The 18,129-nt window shown below is 68.3% G+C and carries 15 protein-coding genes; all 15 read left to right on the top strand.

The genetic code is table 11. The features are described 5' to 3' along the window. The first annotated feature begins 58 nt into the window (after positions 1-58). Positions 59-1,363, top strand: coding sequence for a UDP-glucose/GDP-mannose dehydrogenase family protein (locus IT359_11085; protein MCC6929524.1), 1,305 nt, complete (start codon positions 59-61; stop codon positions 1,361-1,363). Next, entirely contained in the window at positions 1,363-2,298 is a 936-nt protein-coding gene (locus IT359_11080; protein MCC6929523.1) for an SDR family oxidoreductase, read from the top strand. The genes IT359_11085 and IT359_11080 overlap by 1 nt, the downstream gene beginning before the upstream one ends. Positions 2,299-2,458: 160 nt before the next feature. Continuing rightward, positions 2,459-3,262 (top strand): outer membrane protein assembly factor BamD, encoded by an 804-nt coding sequence (gene bamD, locus IT359_11075; GenBank protein ID MCC6929522.1) that lies wholly within the window; start codon positions 2,459-2,461, stop codon positions 3,260-3,262. A 3-nt stretch (positions 3,263-3,265) separates the two neighbouring features. Further along, positions 3,266-3,877 (top strand): nicotinate (nicotinamide) nucleotide adenylyltransferase, encoded by a 612-nt coding sequence (gene nadD, locus IT359_11070; protein MCC6929521.1) that lies wholly within the window; start codon positions 3,266-3,268, stop codon positions 3,875-3,877. Between the two features lie 8 nt (positions 3,878-3,885). Continuing rightward, positions 3,886-7,224, top strand: coding sequence for a preprotein translocase subunit SecA (secA, locus tag IT359_11065; protein ID MCC6929520.1), 3,339 nt, complete (start codon positions 3,886-3,888; stop codon positions 7,222-7,224). A 294-nt stretch (positions 7,225-7,518) separates the two neighbouring features. Beyond that, on the top strand, positions 7,519-8,175 hold the full coding sequence (gene radC, locus IT359_11060) for a DNA repair protein RadC (protein ID MCC6929519.1): 657 nt from the start codon (positions 7,519-7,521) through the stop codon (positions 8,173-8,175). Further along, positions 8,172-10,352 carry a bifunctional (p)ppGpp synthetase/guanosine-3',5'-bis(diphosphate) 3'-pyrophosphohydrolase gene (locus IT359_11055; GenBank protein MCC6929518.1) on the top strand — a complete coding sequence of 727 codons (2,181 nt, stop codon included), beginning with the start codon at positions 8,172-8,174 and terminating at the stop codon, positions 10,350-10,352. The genes radC and IT359_11055 overlap by 4 nt, the downstream gene beginning before the upstream one ends. Positions 10,353-10,410: 58 nt before the next feature. Further along, the gene (gene uvrB / locus IT359_11050; protein MCC6929517.1) at positions 10,411-12,468 is read left to right on the top strand and encodes an excinuclease ABC subunit UvrB; all 2,058 of its coding nucleotides are present in this window, start codon (positions 10,411-10,413) and stop codon (positions 12,466-12,468) included. 3 nt (positions 12,469-12,471) lie between these two features. Next, a complete protein-coding gene (gene tsaE, locus IT359_11045; protein MCC6929516.1) occupies positions 12,472-12,903 on the top strand; it encodes a tRNA (adenosine(37)-N6)-threonylcarbamoyltransferase complex ATPase subunit type 1 TsaE in 432 nt (143 codons plus the stop codon). Then, complete coding sequence (gene tsaB, locus IT359_11040) at positions 12,896-13,615, top strand: tRNA (adenosine(37)-N6)-threonylcarbamoyltransferase complex dimerization subunit type 1 TsaB (protein ID MCC6929515.1); 720 nt, start codon at positions 12,896-12,898, stop codon at positions 13,613-13,615. The genes tsaE and tsaB overlap by 8 nt, the downstream gene beginning before the upstream one ends. Further along, complete coding sequence (rimI, locus tag IT359_11035) at positions 13,612-14,109, top strand: ribosomal protein S18-alanine N-acetyltransferase (GenBank protein ID MCC6929514.1); 498 nt, start codon at positions 13,612-13,614, stop codon at positions 14,107-14,109. Before tsaB ends, rimI begins: the two co-directional genes overlap by 4 nt. A 132-nt stretch (positions 14,110-14,241) precedes the next feature. Beyond that, positions 14,242-14,772 carry a single-stranded DNA-binding protein gene (gene ssb, locus IT359_11030; protein MCC6929513.1) on the top strand — a complete coding sequence of 177 codons (531 nt, stop codon included), beginning with the start codon at positions 14,242-14,244 and terminating at the stop codon, positions 14,770-14,772. Between the two features lies 1 nt (position 14,773). Then, on the top strand, positions 14,774-16,006 hold the full coding sequence (locus tag IT359_11025; GenBank protein ID MCC6929512.1) for a LysM peptidoglycan-binding domain-containing protein: 1,233 nt from the start codon (positions 14,774-14,776) through the stop codon (positions 16,004-16,006). A gap of 280 nt (positions 16,007-16,286) precedes the next feature. Continuing rightward, on the top strand, positions 16,287-17,405 hold the full coding sequence (locus IT359_11020) for a GDP-mannose 4,6-dehydratase (GenBank protein MCC6929511.1): 1,119 nt from the start codon (positions 16,287-16,289) through the stop codon (positions 17,403-17,405). A gap of 5 nt (positions 17,406-17,410) precedes the next feature. Continuing rightward, a complete protein-coding gene (locus IT359_11015) occupies positions 17,411-18,127 on the top strand; it encodes a MotA/TolQ/ExbB proton channel family protein (protein MCC6929510.1) in 717 nt (238 codons plus the stop codon). The last annotated feature ends 2 nt before the right edge of the window (positions 18,128-18,129 follow it).

Genomic DNA, 18,129 nt, shown 5'->3' with positions numbered 1-18,129 from the left:
CCGGCGCTCCGGCCTCCGTCTCCCGCCTGCATGGAATCACTAGTCCATCGAGGTGCTCGTGCACATTACGGTAGTCGGGTCGGGTTACGTGGGGCTGGTGGTGGGGGCGTGCCTGGCGGAGACGGGGAACGACGTGTTCTGCGCCGACGTGGACGCGGGGAAGATCGAGGCGCTCACGCGCAGCGAGATCCCGATCTACGAGCCTGGGCTGGAACAGGTGGTGGAGCGCAACCAGAAGCAGGGGCGCCTGCACTTCACGACCGACGTGGGCGGCGCCATCGAGACCGCAGAGGTGGTCTTCATCGCGGTGGGGACACCGCCTGACGAGGATGGCTCCGCCGACTTGCGACACGTCCTCGACGTGGCGGAGTTGATCGGGCAGCGCATGACGCGCGAGCTGATCGTCGTGACCAAGTCGACCGTGCCGGTGGGGACGGCGGTGAAGGTGCAGGCGGCGGTCGCGAAGCATGCGCGGCATCCCTTCCACATGTGCTCGAACCCGGAGTTCCTGAAGGAAGGGGCGGCGGTCGACGACTTCCTCAAGCCCGACCGCGTGGTGCTGGGCGTCGAGTCGGACCAGGCGCGCAGCGTGATGGCGGAGCTGTACGCGCCGTTCGTGCGCACCGGCAAGCCGATCATCTTCATGGACATCGCCTCGGCGGAGATGACGAAGTACGCGGCCAACGCCATGCTGGCCACGCGCATTTCGTTCATGAACGAGATCGCGAACCTGTGCGAGCGCGTGGGCGCCGAAGTGGACCTGGTGCGAAAGGGGATCGGCTCCGACGCGCGCATCGGTCCCTCGTTCCTCTTTCCGGGGCCAGGCTACGGCGGTTCGTGCTTCCCCAAGGACGTGAAGGCGCTCCTGCGCACCGCCCGGGAGTATGGCGTGCCGCTGCGCGTGCTGGACGCCGTGGAGGCGGCCAACGATCGGCAGAAGGAGCGACTGTTCGAGAAGTTGCAGGCGGCGGCTGGCGGAGACGTGACGGGGCTGCGCGTAGCCGTTTGGGGGCTCGCGTTCAAGGCCAACACCGATGACATGCGCGAGTCGCCGTCGCTGGTGCTGATCGAGCGCCTGCTGGCGTCTGGGGCGACGGTGGTGGCGCACGACCCGGCGGCGATGGCGGAGGCGCGCCGTCGCCTGGGCGACCGGATAGGCTACGCCGAGACCAACTACGAGGCGCTGGTGGAGGCGGATGCGCTGGTGGTGGTCACCGACTGGAACGAGTATCGTCATCCCGACTTCAACCGGATCAGGACGACGATGCGTCGAGCCATCGTGATCGACGGCCGCAACCTCTATGAGCCGACCAAGATGCGCGCCCTGGGCTTCACGTACACCTCGGTGGGGCGGCAGCGCTGATGCGAGTCCTGATCACCGGCGCCGCCGGCTTCCTCGGCTCGCACCTCACCGACCGCTTCCTGCGTGACGGACACTCGGTGGTGGGGCTGGACAACTTCATCACCGGCAACCCCGACAACATCGCGCACCTGACGGGTCACGAGCGCTTCGAGTTCGTCCGCCACAACATCTCGACCTACACGTACGTTGCCGGACCGCTGGACGGGGTCCTGCACTTTGCCTCGCCGGCCAGCCCGATCGACTACCTGGAGCACCCCATCGCCACGCTCAAGGTGGGGGCGTTAGGCACGCACAACGCGCTGGGACTCGCCAAGGCCAAGGGGGCGCGCTTCTTCCTGGCCTCCACCTCCGAGGTGTACGGCGACCCGCTGGTGCATCCGCAGCCCGAGAGCTACTGGGGGAACGTGAACCCCATCGGGCCGCGCGGCGTCTACGACGAGGCCAAGCGCTTTGCCGAGGCGATCACGATGGCCTATCACCGGGCGCACGGCGTCGACACGCGCATCGTCCGGATCTTCAACACGTACGGTCCGCGCATGCGCCCGCATGACGGGCGCGTGGTCTCCAACTTCATCGTGCAGGCGCTCAAGGGCGAACCGCTCACGATGTACGGCGACGGGAGCCAGACGCGCTCCTTCTGCTACGTGGAGGACGAGGTGGAGGGGATCTACCGCCTGTTCATGCAGGGCGACGCGAACCCCACCAACATCGGGAACCCGAACGAGTTCTCGGTGCGGCAGCTGGCGGAGATCGTCCTCGAGGTCACCCAGTCGTCGTCGCCGCTGGCCTTCAAGGAGCTGCCAGTGGACGACCCCAAGGTGCGCAAGCCGGACATCACGCGCGCGCGCACGAAGCTGGGCTGGGAGCCGAAGATCGAGCTGCGCGACGGCGTGCGCCGCACGGTGGAGTACTTCCGGCGAGTGCTTCAGCTGTAGTTCTCCGCCACGGCGCGTGGTGAGCGTACAGGGGGTGCGCACTGGGCGTGCGTCGTTTCCCCACGCCTAGCCGACCTGCATTATCTTCCCCGGCTCCGCGACCGAGGCAACGCTGCCGTTGTCGCGAACCGAACGCCCTTCGCCGGGTACCTAACCCGCTATGCACTTGTCGCGCACCTTCCGGTTCACCCTGCTCGCGTTCGCCCTCGCCACGACGGCGGCATGCTCCCGCGGGTTCAAGCTGAGCCGCTACTCCACCAACGAGAGCCTGTTCAACGCGGCCGTGGGGGAGTTCAACAAGAAGAAGTGGGATCACGCGGTCACGGCGTTCGAGAAGCTCACCTTCGACCTGCCGGCGCGCGATTCGCTGCTCCCCCTCGCGCATTGGTACCTGGCCAAGGCGCATGCCGGGCGCAAGGAGCACCTCCTCGCCGCGCAGGCCTACAACCGGCTGGCGGAGTCGTTCGCCACCGACTCGCTGGCCGATGACGCGATGTACGAGGCGGCGCGCGAGTACCAGAAGATGTGGCGCCGTCCGACGCTCGACGCGAACTACGGCGAGCAGGCGCTGGGCGCCTACCAGTCGCTGCTGGGGCTCTATCCGGACACTGACAAGAAGGACGAGGCCAACGCGGCGATCGACAAGCTGCAGGAGTGGTTCGCCGACAAGGACTACCAGAGCGGGATGTACTACTTCCGCCGCAAGGCCTTCGACTCGGCCATCATCTACTTCAAGGATGTGGTGAAGAACTACCCGCAGACCCAGAAGTCGAAGGATGCATACCTGCGCCTGGCCGACGCCTACGATGCGATTCGCTATCGCGACGACAAGCAGGAGGTCTGCGCGACGCTGCAGCAGAAGTACCCGGGGGACAAGGATGTCTCGCTGACCTGCGGCGCGGTGCCGAAGACGGTCACCCAGACACCCAAGCCCGACAGCTCGGTCCGCCGCGACTCTCTCTGACCCGTGCGCATCGGGCTCTTCGGCGGGTCGTTCGATCCGCCGCACCTTGGGCACCTGCTCGCCGCCTCCGACGCCTTCGAGGCGCTCGAGCTCGACCGCCTGGTCTGGATCCCGGCGTCCCAGCAGCCGCTGAAGGTCGGCGTCGCGTGTGCCAGTGCGGCGGACCGGCTGGCCATGGTCCGCCTCGCGGTCGGTGACGACCCGCGCTTCGCGGTCGATGCGATCGAAATCGAGCGCCCGGGGTTATCTTTCACGGTTGACACGGTCGAGGCGTATTCGGGGAGATATCCCGGGGACGACCTTGTCGTCTTGCTGGGAGCCGACGTCATGTCGACGTTCGCCAAGTGGCGGGAGCCGCGCCGGATCGCCTCGATGGCGCGCCTCGCGATCCTGCACCGTACGGTGGGCGGGGAGGCTGTCGAAAAGGCAGCAGTGGCTGGCGCCATCCGTGCTATCACGGGCGACGACCTTCCAGCCCCTGTCGTGCTGGACACTCGGCGAGTCGATCTTTCGTCGACGGAAATTCGGGAGCGCGCGCGCCAGGGGCGCTCCCTTCATGGCTACGTACCCGATGCAGTGGCGCGCTACGTTCGCGAGCACGCGCTGTATCGATAGAGGCGGCAATGCTCAAGGGACTCCTCTCGAAGGTCTTCGGCACGCGGCACGAGCGCGAACGCAGGCGCATCCAGCCGATCGTTGATGAAATCAACCAGCACTACGCCCGCCTGCAGACGGCCTCCGAGGAGGAGCTGCGGGGACAGACCGCCAAGTTCCGGGGGATTCTCGCCGAGCGGACCGATGCGCTGGAGGCGCGGGTCGCGGAGCTGAAGGAGCTCAAGCGGTCGACCAAGGACTCCGCGGAGCGCGAGAAGCTGGACCTCGAGCTGTCCGGTGGCGACGGGCGTGGCGGCGTGGAGAAGGAGCTGCGCGAGGCGATCGCCGAGGTCCTGGACGAGCTGCTCCCGGAGGCATTTGCCACGGTGCGGGAAGCGGCGCGGCGGCTGCTCGGGACGACGGTGCAGGTGACGGGTCAGGAACTGACCTGGGACATGGTGCACTACGACGTGCAGCTGATGGGCGGCATCCAGCTGCACCTGGGGAAGATCGCGGAAATGGCGACCGGCGAAGGGAAGACGTTGGTGGCCACGCTGCCGATGTACCTCAATGCGCTGCCGGCCAAGGGGGCGCACCTGGTGACGGTGAACTCGTACCTGGCCCGCCGCGACTCGCAGTGGATGGGGCACGTGTACAGCTACCTCGGCCTCACCGTGGGATGCCTCGACGACACCGAGCCGGGGTCGTACGACCGTCGCGCGGCCTACAACGCCGACATCACCTACGGGACGAACAACGAGTTCGGGTTCGACTACCTGCGCGACAACATGGTGGTCTCGCTCGAGCAACGCGTGCAGCGTGGGCACTGGTACGCGATCGTCGACGAAGTGGACTCGGTGCTCATCGACGAGGCGCGCACGCCGCTCATCATTTCGGGGCCGGTCGGGAACGACAACGACATGGCGTTCTCGGAGCACAACAACGCGGTGTTGCGCCTGTTCCGCCGGCAGACGGAGATCGTGAACCAACTGGTGGGCGAGGGGGAGCGCGCGCTGGAGCAGGGGGACAAGGACACGGCGGCGCTGCAGTTCTTCAAGTCGCAGCTGGGGAGCCCGAAGAACAAGCGCCTCATGAAGGCGATGAACGAGCAGGGGGTCAAGCAGCTCGTCCAGCGCATGGAGCTCGACTACCTGGCCGACCGCAAGCTGCCGCCGGCCAAGCAGCAGTTCCGCGAGCTGGAGAACGACCTGTACTTCGTGCTGGACGAGAAGGGGCACACGGTGCACCTGACGGACAGCGGGATCGACGAACTGAGCCCCGCGCATCACGACGAGTTCGCCCTTCCCGACATCTCGACCGAGGTCCACCGGATCGAGCACGACACGGAGATGTCGCCGCAGGAGAAGCTCGAGGCGCGCCGCGCCATCGAGGGCGAGTACGCGATCAAGAGCGAGAAGCTCCACATCGTGCACCAGCTGCTGCGCGCGCACGCCCTGTACGAGAAGGACGTCAACTACGTCGTGCAGGAAGGACAGGTCCTGATCGTCGACGAGTTCACGGGGCGCACCATGCCCGGGCGCCGCTGGTCGGAGGGGCTGCACCAGGCGGTGGAGGCCAAGGAAGGCGTGCAGGTGAAGGGGGAGACGCAGACGCTCGCCACCATCACCATCCAGAACTACTTCCGCATGTACGAGAAGCTCGGCGGGATGACCGGGACCGCCGAGACCGAGGAAGGGGAGTTCCACCAGATCTACGGGCTGGAAGTCGCCGTCATTCCGACCAATCGGGACATCGCGCGCGACGACCGGCAGGACCTGATCTACAAGACGCGGCGCGAGAAGTTCAACGCGATCGTCGACGAGACGCGGCGTCTCCACGAGCTGGGCTTCCCGGTCCTCGTGGGTACCGTGAATGTCGAGGTGTCGGAGACGCTGTCGCGCATGTTCAAGCGCGCGGGTCTCCCCCACAACGTCCTGAACGCCAAGTACCACCAGCGCGAGGCGGAGATTGTCGCCGGCGCCGGACAGACGGGGGCGATCACGATTGCCACCAACATGGCCGGCCGCGGAACGGACATCAAACTCGGCGCCGGGGTCAAGGAGTCGCTCCCGTCCAAGGTGAAGGATCCGGACGGGAACGAGGTCGACGTGACCGAGTGCGGTGGGTTGCACATCATCGGATCGGAGCGCCACGAGTCGCGCCGCATCGACCGCCAGCTTCGCGGGCGTTCGGGACGACAGGGCGATCCGGGAGCGTCGCAGTTCTTCCTGTCGCTGGAAGACGACCTGATGCGCCTGTTCCAGTCCGATCGCATCGCGCGGTTGATGGACCGGCTCGGCGCGCAGGAAGGTGAGGTGCTGACGCACCCGCTGGTGACGCGATCGATCGAGCAGGCGCAAAAGCGCGTCGAGCTGCAGAACTTCCAGGCCCGCAAGCGCCTGCTCGACTACGACGACGTGATGAACCAGCAGCGCGAGGTGATCTACTCGCTGCGCTCGTTTGCACTCGACGGCGGCGAGGAGCTGCGTGGCGAATCGATCAAGATGGTGGAGAAGGCGATCACGAAGCGCGTGACGGACCTCCTCGCCGACTTCGAGGACGCGACGCACTGGGACCTGGGACTCGTCAGGCAGGAACTGCTGATGCACTACCTGCTGACGGTGCCGGCGCTGGAAGGCGACGACACACCGACCACCGTCGAGGGGGTGACGGAGGCGGCGGTGGCGGCGGTGCGCACGGCGTTCGAGGCCAAGGAGCAGGCGCTGAACGAGGTGCACGACGAGGCCGGGAACGGTTTCGCCTCGCGCCTCAACTCGCTCATCATGCTCAACGTCCTGGACGAGAAGTGGAAGGACCACCTCTACGACCTGGACCAGCTGCGCGCGGCGATCCACTACCGCTCGTGGGGGCAGAAGGACCCGCTCATCGAGTACAAGCAGGAAGCGTACACGATGTTCGTGGACCTGATGAGCGACATCCATACGACCTTCGCCGAGCGGTTCCTGCGGGCGCAGCTCGTGTTCAATCCGGTCGAGTTCATGGGCGACGGGGGGCCGGCGCCGGCACCGGAGCCGGAGGCGCCGCGACGCCCCACGCGGCGCTACAACGCGCTCGGGATCCTCGAGGACATCGTCGACGAGCCGCTCGTGGTCGACGCGGAGCCCGAGGTGACCGTCCCCGCCGACGAGCCGGAGCAGGCGTCGGCGCGCGCCGACGGGGGCGGAGAGAAGAAGCCCGTCGTGAAGGGCGATCCGCTGGTAGTGGGGGCTGGGCGCACGCGCTCGCTGGGGAGCATGGCGGGAGGGGCGGCCGCCGGCCAGGTCGACTTCACCGGCGTGGGGCGCAACGACCCGTGTCCGTGCGGGTCGGGGAAGAAGTTCAAGAAGTGTCATGGGGTTAACGCGTAGCGCGTCGCGCTACGCGAGAAGACGAGAAGCCTGCCCCAGCGAAGGCTGGGGACGAGGGGACGGGAAGACGAGGGGGGCGGCGCCGATGGCGCCGCCCGTTTTCTTCCCCCGTCCAAAGGGCGTGCGTGTGGTTGTTTTGATGCAGTGGGTGTGATCGTGGTGAGGTGGGGGCGGGAGGGGGAGCGCAGCTTCCGGTTTTCACCGGAAGGAACGGAGATGCGCGCAAAACCACACACTCACATTCACTTATCTCGACAGCTCTCCCCGGGCGCGTTAAGTATCAAGGAGCTCCCGGTGGCGGAGCGGCCGCGCGAGCGGCTCGCGTCGCACGGGGCAACCCGACTGAGCGCTATCGAGCTTCTCGCGATCGTGCTGGGGACGGGGCGAGGCGGTCAGAGTTCGATCGAGGTCGCGCACGACGTCCTGGCGCGCTCGGGCGGGTCGCTACGGCGCATCGCATCCGAACCGGTGGCGATGCTCACGGGAGTGCCCGGGATCGGGCGGGCGCGCGCGGTGGTGATCCATGCAGCGCTCGAGCTCGGCCGGCGGATGGTTCACGAGACGCGACAGGAGGGGATGGCGGTCCGTACGCCGCGTGATGTGTACCGCCTCTTCGGGCCGCGACTGGAAGACCTCCCCGTGGAGGAGTTCCACGTGGCGGTGCTCGACGCGCAGCATCGCGTGGAGCGTGACATCACGATCACCAGGGGGATCCTGAACTCCTCGCTCGTGCACCCGCGCGAGGTGTTCCGGGAGGCGATCGCCGAGCGGGCGGCGGCGCTGATCCTCGTGCACAACCACCCGAGCGGGGACCCGACCCCGTCGCCCGACGACCAGCGGGTCACGCAGCAGCTGGTCGAGGCGGGGCGATTGCTGGACATTCCGATTCACGACCACGTGATCGTGGGACGTGGACGCTACACGAGCTTTGCCGAGGCAGGATTGTTGTGACGTCGACCGCCGCACCCGTCGTACGCGAATCGCCGCCATGGTGGCCGTCCGGAGATGCTGTCCCGGAGCGGCTCGACCTGGCGCTGCTCAATCGCGCCTACTCGTTCTCCGCCAAGGCGCACGAGGGACAGTTCCGCAAGAACGGCGATCCGTATGTGTCGCACTGCGTGGAGGTGGCGAAGATCCTCGCCGACTTGCAGCTGGACACGGCGACGGTGGCCAGCGGCTTGATCCATGACGTGGTCGAGGACACGCCGATCACGGTCGGCCAGATCGAGAAGGAGTTCGGGCGCGAGGTGGCGCAGATCGTCGATGGACTGACGAAGATCGGGCACCTCCCGCTCAACTCGAAGGAAGACCGGCAGGTCGAGAACTACCGCAAGCTCCTGGTCTCGATCGCCAAGGACGTGCGGGTGATCATCATCAAGCTGGCCGATCGCCTGCACAACATGCGGACGCTCGACTGGCTCCCGGAGGAGAAGCGGGAACGCATCGCGCAGGAGACGATGGACCTGTACGCCCCGCTGGCGCACCGCTTCGGGATGGCGCAGGTGAAGTGGGAGCTGGAGGACCTGGCGTTCAAGTACCTCGAGCCCGACGCCTACCGCACGCTGGCCAGGATGGTGGCGGCCAAGCGCGGGGAGCGCGAGGCGCTGGTCAAGGCGCTCAAGGAGCCGCTGGAGCGGACGCTGGCCGCGGCGGGGATCGCCGACGTGGAAGTGACGGGACGCCCCAAGCACCTCTGGTCCATCCACAAGAAGATGGAGAAGCGGCAGCGCCCGTACGAGGACATCTTCGACCTCCTGGCCATCCGCGTGCTCGTCAACTCCGTCCCCGACTGCTATCACGCGTTAGGGGTGATCCACGACGGGTGGACGCCGGTGCAGGAGCGCATCAAGGACTACATCGCGCAGCCCAAGAGCAACGGCTACCAGTCGCTGCACACGACGATCTTCGGCCCCGGGCGGCAGTTGTACGAGGTGCAGATCCGCACGCGGGAGATGCACCGCACGGCCGACTTCGGGATCGCCGCGCACTGGCGCTTCAAGGAGAGCAGCAAGTCGCAGGACGAACTGGATCGCCACCTGGCGTGGTTCCGGCAGATCCTCGAGTTGCAGCTGGACGCCAAGGACCCGGCCGAGTTCCTCGAGTTCCTCAAGCTCGACCTCTACCAGGACGAGATCTTCGTCTTCACGCCGACCGGCGACGTGATCCAGCTCCCCAAGGGGGCGACGCCGATCGACTTCGCCTTCGGCGTGCACACCGAGATCGGGCTCCACTGCCAGGGGGCCAAGGTCAACGGGAAGATCGCCCCGCTGTCACGCGAGCTGAAGAACTCCGAGACGGTGGAGATCATGACGTCGCCGCACGCCAAGCCCAACCGCGACTGGCTGGCGCACGTCCGCACGGGACGCGCGCGCCACAAGATCCGGCAGTGGCTGCGGCACGAGGAGGAGCAGAGTTCGGCCAAGATCGGCGCCGAGATCCTCGAGCGCGAAGTGAAGCGCCGCCGCCTCCCCAAGCTGGAAGAGTCGCAACTGGACGGAATCGCGCACGCGCTGGGGCTCAACGACGCGCACCACGTGATTGCCTCGGTGGGGCAGGGGGACATCAACGTCACGCAGGTCCTGAAGCTCCTCCACCCGGAGCTCGACGCCCCGGAGCACGCGGCGCGCCCCACGGCGATCGAACGGCTGATGGATCGCGTGCGCGGGACGCCCAAGGGGGTGCGCATCCAGGGGGCCGACGGGCTCATGGTGCGCTACGCCCAGTGCTGCCAGCCGGTCCCCGGCGACCCGGTGGTCGGCTACGTCACGCGCGGCCGCGGCGTCTCGATCCATCGCGCCGACTGCCCCAACCTCCTCCAGCTCATCCACGAGCCCGAGCGCCGGCTGGAGATCGACTGGCAGGAGCAGCCCGGGGAGCGTTTCCTGGTGCGCCTGGCGATCGAGGGGCTCGACCGTCGCTCGCTGTATGCGGACGTCGCCAGCGCCGTGAGCACGACGGGGACCGACATGCGGACGCTCGAGCTCAAGAGCGTCGACGGGCGGGTGACGGGGGCGGCCGTGGTCGAGGTGGAGAACCTCTCGCACCTGCAGAAGATCCTGAAGGCGTTGCGGCGGGTGAAAGGGGTGACCGACGTGGCGCGGCGGGAGCACATCCAGACCGACGGTTAGCGCGTGTCTGGCGTTCCGGGTCTTCCCGAAGAAACACCGATAGCGCTACATTCTTCCCATGTCGAATCGCGCCGCCTTCCGCCTCGAATCGCCGTTTGCTCCGGCGGGTGACCAGCCCAAGGCGATCGACGAGCTGACGGCGGGGCTCGAGCGCGGCGACCGGTTCCAGACGCTGCTCGGCGTCACCGGGTCGGGGAAGACGATGACGGTGGCCAACGTCATCGCGGCGCACGGGAAGCCGACGCTCGTCCTGTCGCACAACAAGACGCTGGCGGCGCAGCTCTACGGCGAGCTCAAGTCGTTCTTTCCCACCAACGCCGTCGAGTACTTCATCTCGTACTACGACTACTACCAGCCCGAGGCCTACGTCCCCTCGACCGACACCTACATCGAGAAAGACGCGTCGATCAACGAGGACATCGACCGGTTGCGGCTGCGCGCCACCTCGTCGCTGATGGAGCGCGACGATGTGATCATCGTGGCGACCGTGTCGGCGATCTACGGCCTGGGTGACCCGGTCGAGTACAAGGAGCGGATGGTAACGCTGTCGCGCGGGCAGCGGATCGCGCGCGACCAGATCCTTCGTCTCCTGGTCGGGATTCTCTACTCGCGCAACGACGTGGCCTTCGAGCGCGGGACGTTCCGCGTGCGCGGCGACACGATCGACATCCTCCCGGCCTATGAAGAGCAGGGGGTGCGCATCGAACTCTGGGGCGACGAGATCGAACGGATCTCCAAGATCTCGGCGCTCACCGGTGAGACGATCGCGGTGCTGGAGAAGGCGGCGATCTACCCGGCCAAGCACTTCATCACGAATCGCCCGACGCTGGTGAAGGCGGCGGAGACCATCCGCGCCGAACTGGCCGATCGCCTGCTGGTGTTGCGCAACGCGGGGAAGCTGCTGGAGGCGCAGCGTCTCGAGTCGCGGACCAACTTCGACCTGGAGATGATGCTCGAGATCGGGACGTGCGCGGGGATCGAGAACTACTCGCGGCACCTGACGGGGCGCGCGGCGGGCGAGCGTCCGGCCTGCCTGTTCGACTACTTCCCGGAGGACTTCCTCGTCGTGATCGACGAGTCGCACGTGACGCTCCCGCAGGTGCGGGGGATGTACAACGGCGACCGCGCGCGCAAGGAGGTGCTGGTGGACTACGGTTTCCGGCTACCCAGCGCGCTGGACAACCGGCCGCTGGTGTTCGACGAGTTCCTGACGCTCACGCCGCGCGCCCTTTTCGTGAGTGCGACGCCGAGCGAGCTGGAGTTGCAGCTATCGGAAGGCGTCGTGGTCGAGCAGATCATCCGGCCCACGGGGCTCATCGACCCGGAGATCGAGGTGCGTCCGGTGCGCGCTCAGGTGGACGACCTGCTCAACGAGATCCGGCTGCGCGAACGGAAGGGGGAGCGCGTCCTGGTCACGACGCTCACCAAGCGCATGGCGGAGGACCTCACCGACTATCTCGCGCAGACGGGGGTGCGGGTGCGCTACATGCACGCGGACATCGACGCCATCGAGCGCATGGAGATCGTGCGCGGGCTGCGGCTGGGCGAGTTCGATGTGCTGGTGGGGATCAACCTGCTGCGCGAGGGGCTGGACATGCCGGAGGTGTCGCTGGTGGCGATCCTCGACGCCGACCAGGAGGGCTTCCTGCGCAGCGACCGCTCGCTGATCCAGACGGTGGGGCGCGCGGCGCGGCACGTGCACGGGCGGGCGATCTTCTACGCCGACCGGGTCACCGACTCCATGAAGCGGTGCATCGAGGAGACGGGGCGTCGCCGCCAGATGCAAGTCGCGTTCAACGCCGCGCACGGGATCGTCCCTCGCGGCGTGGTGAAGTCGGTGGACGAGGTGCGCTTCATCACCCGCGTGGCCGACGCGCGCGAGGAGAAGGAAGGGAAGGCGCGCAAGGTGGCCGAGGCCAGGGCGCACTATTCCGCCTCCGAGCTGGACGAGATGATCGCGCGGCTGGAGGAGGACATGCGGTCGGCGGCGGAGGCGCTGGACTTCGAGGCGGCGGCGCGGCTGCGCGACGAGGTGTTCGAGCTGCGGGCGCGGCGCGACTCGGCCAACGTGGCGCGCAAGCGCGACGCCTTCGCCGACATCCGCGCGAGTCGTTAGGCGATGGCAACCATCCGGCTCACGCGGGAGGGGTTGGTGGCGTGGGGCGATGCCTTTGGCCGATCGCTGCGCGCCCCCTGCATCGTCTCGCTGTCCGGCGACCTTGGGGCGGGAAAGACGACGCTGGCCCAGGCCATCTGCCGCGGTTACGGCGTGCAGGAACCGGTGACGTCACCGACCTTCGCGCTCGTGCACGAGTATGCCGGGGGGGCGACGCCCGTGTATCACCTCGACCTGTACCGCCTGCGCGATGCGCGCGACCTGGTGCAGCTGGGCTGGGAGGAGATCGTGGCGGCGCCGGCGCTGGTCCTGGTCGAGTGGCCCGAGCGGGCCCAGGGGGCGCTCCCGCCAGGTGCACGGCACCTCGCGCTCTTGCACGTGGCGGGCGAGGACGACGTGCGCGAGCTGCGCACCGACAGCGAAGCGAATGCCTGACCTCACGCTGGTACTGGAAGCGTCTGCCGGCAGCGGCTCGTTGGCCCTGTTGCGCCCGGGCGCCGTCGTTGCCGAGGCGGAGGTCCCGATGCGTGGGCACGACGGCGAACGCATGATGCCGGCGCTCGTCGAGATGCTGCGCGTCGCTGGAGTGTCCACGGCCGACCTCGCACGCATCGTCTGCGGTGCCGGTCCAGGCGGCTTCACGTCGCTCCGCATCGCGGCGGCGATCGCCAAGGGGCTCGCCTGTTCGCTGGGCGTGGAGCTGTGGGGCGTCTCCTCGCTGGCGCTCATTGCGGCTGGCGAGTTCGGCGACGCGGCAGCCGCGCCGGGAGGCCGCCCGGTGATCGCGGTGCTGGACGCCCTTCGCGGTGAGTGGTACGCCCAGCGCTTCACGCTCCACGCCGATGGCGCGGTGACGGCGCACGGCGCGCCGACACGTCGCGACCTTGCATCGCTGGCGGCGGAGCTGGCCGCACCGTTGTCGGCGGAGGCGGGGACTGGTGGGGCGCTGATCGTGGGCGTTGGCGGGGACACCTTCCAAGGGGGGCGGCACGCCCTGCCGCGCGCCCGGGACGTGGCGCGGTTGAACCCCGGCCCCCTCCTGTACCCGGTGGAACTCGCCGGCTGGGAACCTGAGTACGGGCGCCTGGCCGAGGCGCAGGTCAAGTGGGAGCAGGCGCACGGGCGCTCCCTCGGCGCGGTGGGATGAGCAAGGCGGGAGTCTCGACGCGTGCGGCAACGCTGGCCGACGTGGACCAGGTTGTCGCCATCGAACGGGCGTCGTTCTCGGATCCGTGGTCGCCGCGGTCGTTTCGCGACCTGATCGGGCGCGACGACGTGCTCTTCGACGTGGCGGTCAGGGAGTGGGGGACCGAGGAGGACGCGAGGGAGGGGGTGGTGGGGTTCGTGATCGTGTACGTCGCCGACACCGAGGGCGATTTGGCAAACATCGCCATCGCGGCCTCGGAGCGCGGACGGGGCGAGGGGCGGCGTCTCTTGCGTCACGCGCTTGCCGCGGTGTCGGCGCGGGGGGTGTACTTCCTGTATCTGGAGGTGCGGGAGTCGAACACGGCGGCGCGGGCGCTCTACCAGTCCGAGGGGTTTGTGGAGGTGGGGCGGCGTTCCAGGTACTATGTTCGGCCGGTCGAGGACGCGTTGATTCTCCGGGTTGGGGTTGGGGGGCGAGGGGTGAGCGCGCGCTAGTCGTGGGTGGAGCGCGTGATGAGTGCGTCCTGCTCTACTTCCGATACGGAGCGAAGTAGAATGATGACGCTCCCACTGGGGAGCGTCGGTACTGTCCACGGCGAGCCAATCACTCTCGCCCAGGAGGAGAATGTGAGTCGAAGCCTGAACAAGGTCATGTTGATCGGGAACCTCGGTAAGGATCCCGACATCAAGTCGGTGGGGAGCGGCGGTCGCGTCGCGGAGTTTTCGTTGGCGACCACGCGGTCGTGGAACGGTCCCGGGGGGGATCGGCAGGAGAAGACCGAATGGCATCGCTGCGTGGCGTGGAACGCGCGCGGCCCGGGCAGCGGGCTCGCGGACATCATCGAGCGCTACGTCCGCAAGGGAGACCGGCTGTACGTGGAGGGGAGCATCGAGTACCGGCAGTGGACCGACAAGGAGGGGCAGACGCGCTACACCACCGAGATTCGCGTCCGCGACATGGTAATGCTGAGCGCTCGGAGCGGCGGTGAAGGGGGCGGGGGCGACTTCAACAACAGCGGCGGCGGTGGCCGTTCGCGCGCGGCGGCCCCCGATCGTTCGCGTGCGTCGCAGTCGGCGGCCGCGTCATCTGGAGGCGGCGATGATTTCGAGGACTTCCCGAACGCGCTCGAGACGGATGAGGACGACCTGCCGTTCTGAGATGGTGATTCGCGCCCTCGTCGTGGCGGGAGCGATCGTCGCTCCCGTCGCGGCGCGCGCGCAGCAGGAGCGCCCGTCGGTGACAGACAGCGCGCCCGCTCAACCGACGCGCAGTGGGCGCGTGCACGTCGTCCTTCCGGGCGAGACGCTGTGGAGCCTGTCGCAGCGCTACCTGGGTGACGGACATCGATGGGAAGAGATCGTTTCCCTCAATCGGGACGTCGTGTCGAGCGCACGACGGCTGGAGGCTGGGACGACGCTTGCCATCCCAGGCGAACGTGCCGGCGCGCTCCCATCGAAGGTCGCGAACGGCGTGGCGGCGATCCCGGCCGATGGCGCGGGTGACGACTTCTTTGCCCCGTATGCAGGGCGGACGGTCTTCTACGGTGTGAAGCAGTCGGCGACGGCACGTGCGGCGAGCGTGGCAGAGGGCAATCGCACGATGAGCGGCGCCAGCGCGTCGGCGCGCGATACGCGGTCGCGCGGTGCGCATCCGAGCGATGGGCGGTCGAGTGATGCGCTATCGCGCGAGGTCATGGGTGCGCCGTGGATCGGGGGTGACGACGAGGTTGCCGGCGCCGGCGCCGTGACACGACGCCTCGAGTCGATGGCGATCGTGGCGCCCCGGGGCGCGAACGAGTTGCACCTGTACGACCGCGTGGCCGTCCGGGCGCCGCGCGCGCTCCTGTCGGCGGTGGGGAGCGAGCTGCTGGCGGTTGTTGCCACACCCCTGGACGGGGGTGGAGTAGCAATGATCCCCGTGGGGGCGGTGCGGCTCGTCTCGGCCGAGGCGGCGGCGGGTGAACATGTCGCGCGGGTGGTCGCAAAGTACGGGAGAATGGAGGAAGGGGTGTTGCTCGTCCCCTTTCCCCAGGCCGCCTTCCCCCGCGATTCGGCTCTGGCGCTGGCCGCGGCGTCCCAACGACGACAGGACGGAGCGGAGCGGCGAGCCGTCGACGGGGCGATTCGATCGGTGATGGACGGGGCACTCCTTCCGACGCTGCAGCACGTGGTGCTGGTCGACGTTGACGGGGCCGCCGACGTGCGATCGGGCGACGCGGTGACGTTCTACCGCGACGGGGGCTCGCGAGTCGAGCGGCGCGCGTCGGATGTCATCGCGCGCGGCACCGTGCTGCGCGCATCGGCGCGAGGGGCGAGTGTCCTCATCGTCCAGCAGTCGCAGCCCGCGCTGGGCGTAGGGACGCCGCTCCGGATCGAGCTCGTAGCGCGCTGAGGGGTCGCGCGGGCTCGGAGGGGTACACGCGTCTCCTCGGCGCGCTGGGTAGTCGCGCGCGTGACGCGCGGCGCGAGGCGCGGGAGTGAGGCGCGGGAGTGAGGCGCGTGTGACACACGCGAGACGCGCGCGAGACAAGTGAAGCGCGTGTGACGCGCGCCTCCCACCTCAGGGGCGCTCGGCGTTACATTGTGCGCGAAGCTCGCGTCCCGATGACGCCGCCGACGACAGGGAAGGATACGGCGCTGGGGAATCCCCGGCGCCGTTTGTCTAGGCGACGATGTCGAGTGCCGCGCGTCAGTGGCGCGAGCGCCGTCGTTCGTCGCCCAAGTCGCTGCCGCAGTCTCCCGTATGTCTCCCCGGCACCACCGCCGAGCCGGCGGCGTGTGCCAGAACCCGAGAGGACCGAACCGCCGTGACGCCTACCGTTTCGCGTTCCCCGCGCGCCCTCGTGACCGGCGGCGCCGGCTTCATTGGTTCGCACGTCTGCGAACTCCTGGTGAGCCGCGGCTACCAGGTGGACATCATCGACAACCTCTCGTCGGGCAAGCGGGAGAACGTGGCGGCGGGCGCGACGTTGCACGTGACGGAGATCGGTTCGCCGGAGGCGGCGGCGCTCGTGCGCGAAGGAAAATACGATGCGCTCTTCCACCTCGCGGCGCAGATCGACGTGCGCAAGAGCGTGAACGACCCGATGTTCGACGCCGGCGTCAACATCGTCGGTACGCTCAACCTGCTGGAGGCGGTGCGTGCGTCGGGGCATCCGACGCGTGTCATCTTCTCCTCCACGGGGGGGGCGATCTATGGCGATTTCGTGAGCGTGCCGACGGTGGAGTCGATGCCGAAGGATCCGCAGTCGCCGTATGGGATCGCGAAGCTGTCGGTGGAGTACTTCCTCGGGTACTACGCGCGCATCCACGGCCTCGACACGGTGGCGCTGCGTTACGCGAACGTGTATGGACCGCGCCAGGACCCGCATGGAGAGGCGGGGGTCGTGGCGATCTTCTGCAACCGCATCCTCAAGGGCGAGGCACTCACGGTGTTCGGTGAAGGGCTGCAGACGCGCGACTACGTGTACGCCGGCGACGTGGCGCGGGCCAACCTCGCCGCAGCAGAAGCGTCGCTCCCGCCGGCGGCACAGGTGGACGTGCGCGCCTACAACGTCGGCACCGGGGTCGAGACGACGGTCCTCGACCTGGCGCAGGCGCTGCAGTCGGCGGCCGGCTCCAACGTTTCGGTGCAGCACGCACCGGCGCGCCTGGGCGAGCAGCAACGCTCGTCGGTCAACATCGGCAAGGCCGGGCGCGAACTGGGGTGGGCGCCGGAGATGACGCTCGCCGCCGGCACGGCGCGCACCTTCGAGTTCTTCGCCGCCAAGGCGCGCGGGGGCGCGGCGTGACGACGGTGCCGGTCACGTGGGCGCAGGTGGGAGGCGCGATTCCCACCTCTGCCTGGGACCTCCTGCGCTCGACCGACGCGGTCACCAAGGGCGTCCTCGCCCTCCTCGCGGTCCTCTCGCTCATCAGCTGGACGATCGTCCTGGGCAAGTGGCTCGAGTTTGGCCGAGTGGCGCGGGGATCCAAGCGATTCCTCGACGCCTTCGAGGCGGCGAATGCGTTCCACGACGTCGCGGCCCACGCGCGCAAGGGGGGCGCGAGTCCCTTTGCCCACGTCGTGGGGCGGGCGGAACGCTTCATGGCCGACACGCGCCCGGCGATGGCGGCAACGTCCGACCGCACGGCGCGCTTCAGCGCCTCGCAGCTCGAGGCGTTGCGGCTGGTGCTCGACTCGCAGGCCGAGTCGGAGCGCGACGCGCTGGCGCGCTACGTCCCATGGCTGGCGACGATTGGGTCGGCGTCGCCGCTGATCGGGCTGTTCGGTACCGTGCTGGGGATCATCCAGACCTTTGTCGGGATCGCGACGAAGGGGTCGGGGAGCGTGGCCGCGGTGGCGCCGGGCGTTGCAGCTGCGCTCACCGCGACGGCGGCGGCGCTCGCGGTGGCCATTCCCGCCGTCTTCGCCTACAACATCTTTGCCACTCGTCTCAATCGCATCGAGGGGGAGCTGGAGGGCTTCGGATCGGAGCTCATCGCCCTCCTCGTGCGCGAGGAACGGATCTAGCC

It is taken from the genome of Gemmatimonadaceae bacterium (genome assembly GCA_020852815.1).
Classification (GTDB): Bacteria; Gemmatimonadota; Gemmatimonadetes; order Gemmatimonadales; family Gemmatimonadaceae; genus SCN-70-22.
The sequence above is the reverse complement of the archived record's forward strand: the minus strand, read 5'-3'. Positions and strand labels throughout refer to the sequence as shown.

Bases quoted from the DNA above. Each gene is read 5' to 3' on its own strand.
- IT359_11080 (MCC6929523.1), top strand. From the start codon at position 1,363: ATGCGAGTCCTGATCACCGGCGCCGCCGGCTTCCTCGGCTCGCACCTC.
- uvrB (MCC6929517.1), top strand. From the start codon at position 10,411: ATGTCGAATCGCGCCGCCTTCCGCCTCGAATCGCCGTTTGCTCCGGCG.
- bamD (MCC6929522.1), top strand. From the start codon at position 2,459: ATGCACTTGTCGCGCACCTTCCGGTTCACCCTGCTCGCGTTCGCCCTC.
- rimI (MCC6929514.1), top strand. From the start codon at position 13,612: ATGAGCAAGGCGGGAGTCTCGACGCGTGCGGCAACGCTGGCCGACGTG.
- IT359_11020 (MCC6929511.1), top strand. From the start codon at position 16,287: ATGTCGAGTGCCGCGCGTCAGTGGCGCGAGCGCCGTCGTTCGTCGCCC.
- IT359_11025 (MCC6929512.1), top strand. From the start codon at position 14,774: ATGGTGATTCGCGCCCTCGTCGTGGCGGGAGCGATCGTCGCTCCCGTC.
- tsaB (MCC6929515.1), top strand. From the start codon at position 12,896: ATGCCTGACCTCACGCTGGTACTGGAAGCGTCTGCCGGCAGCGGCTCG.
- tsaE (MCC6929516.1), top strand. From the start codon at position 12,472: ATGGCAACCATCCGGCTCACGCGGGAGGGGTTGGTGGCGTGGGGCGAT.
- secA (MCC6929520.1), top strand. From the start codon at position 3,886: ATGCTCAAGGGACTCCTCTCGAAGGTCTTCGGCACGCGGCACGAGCGC.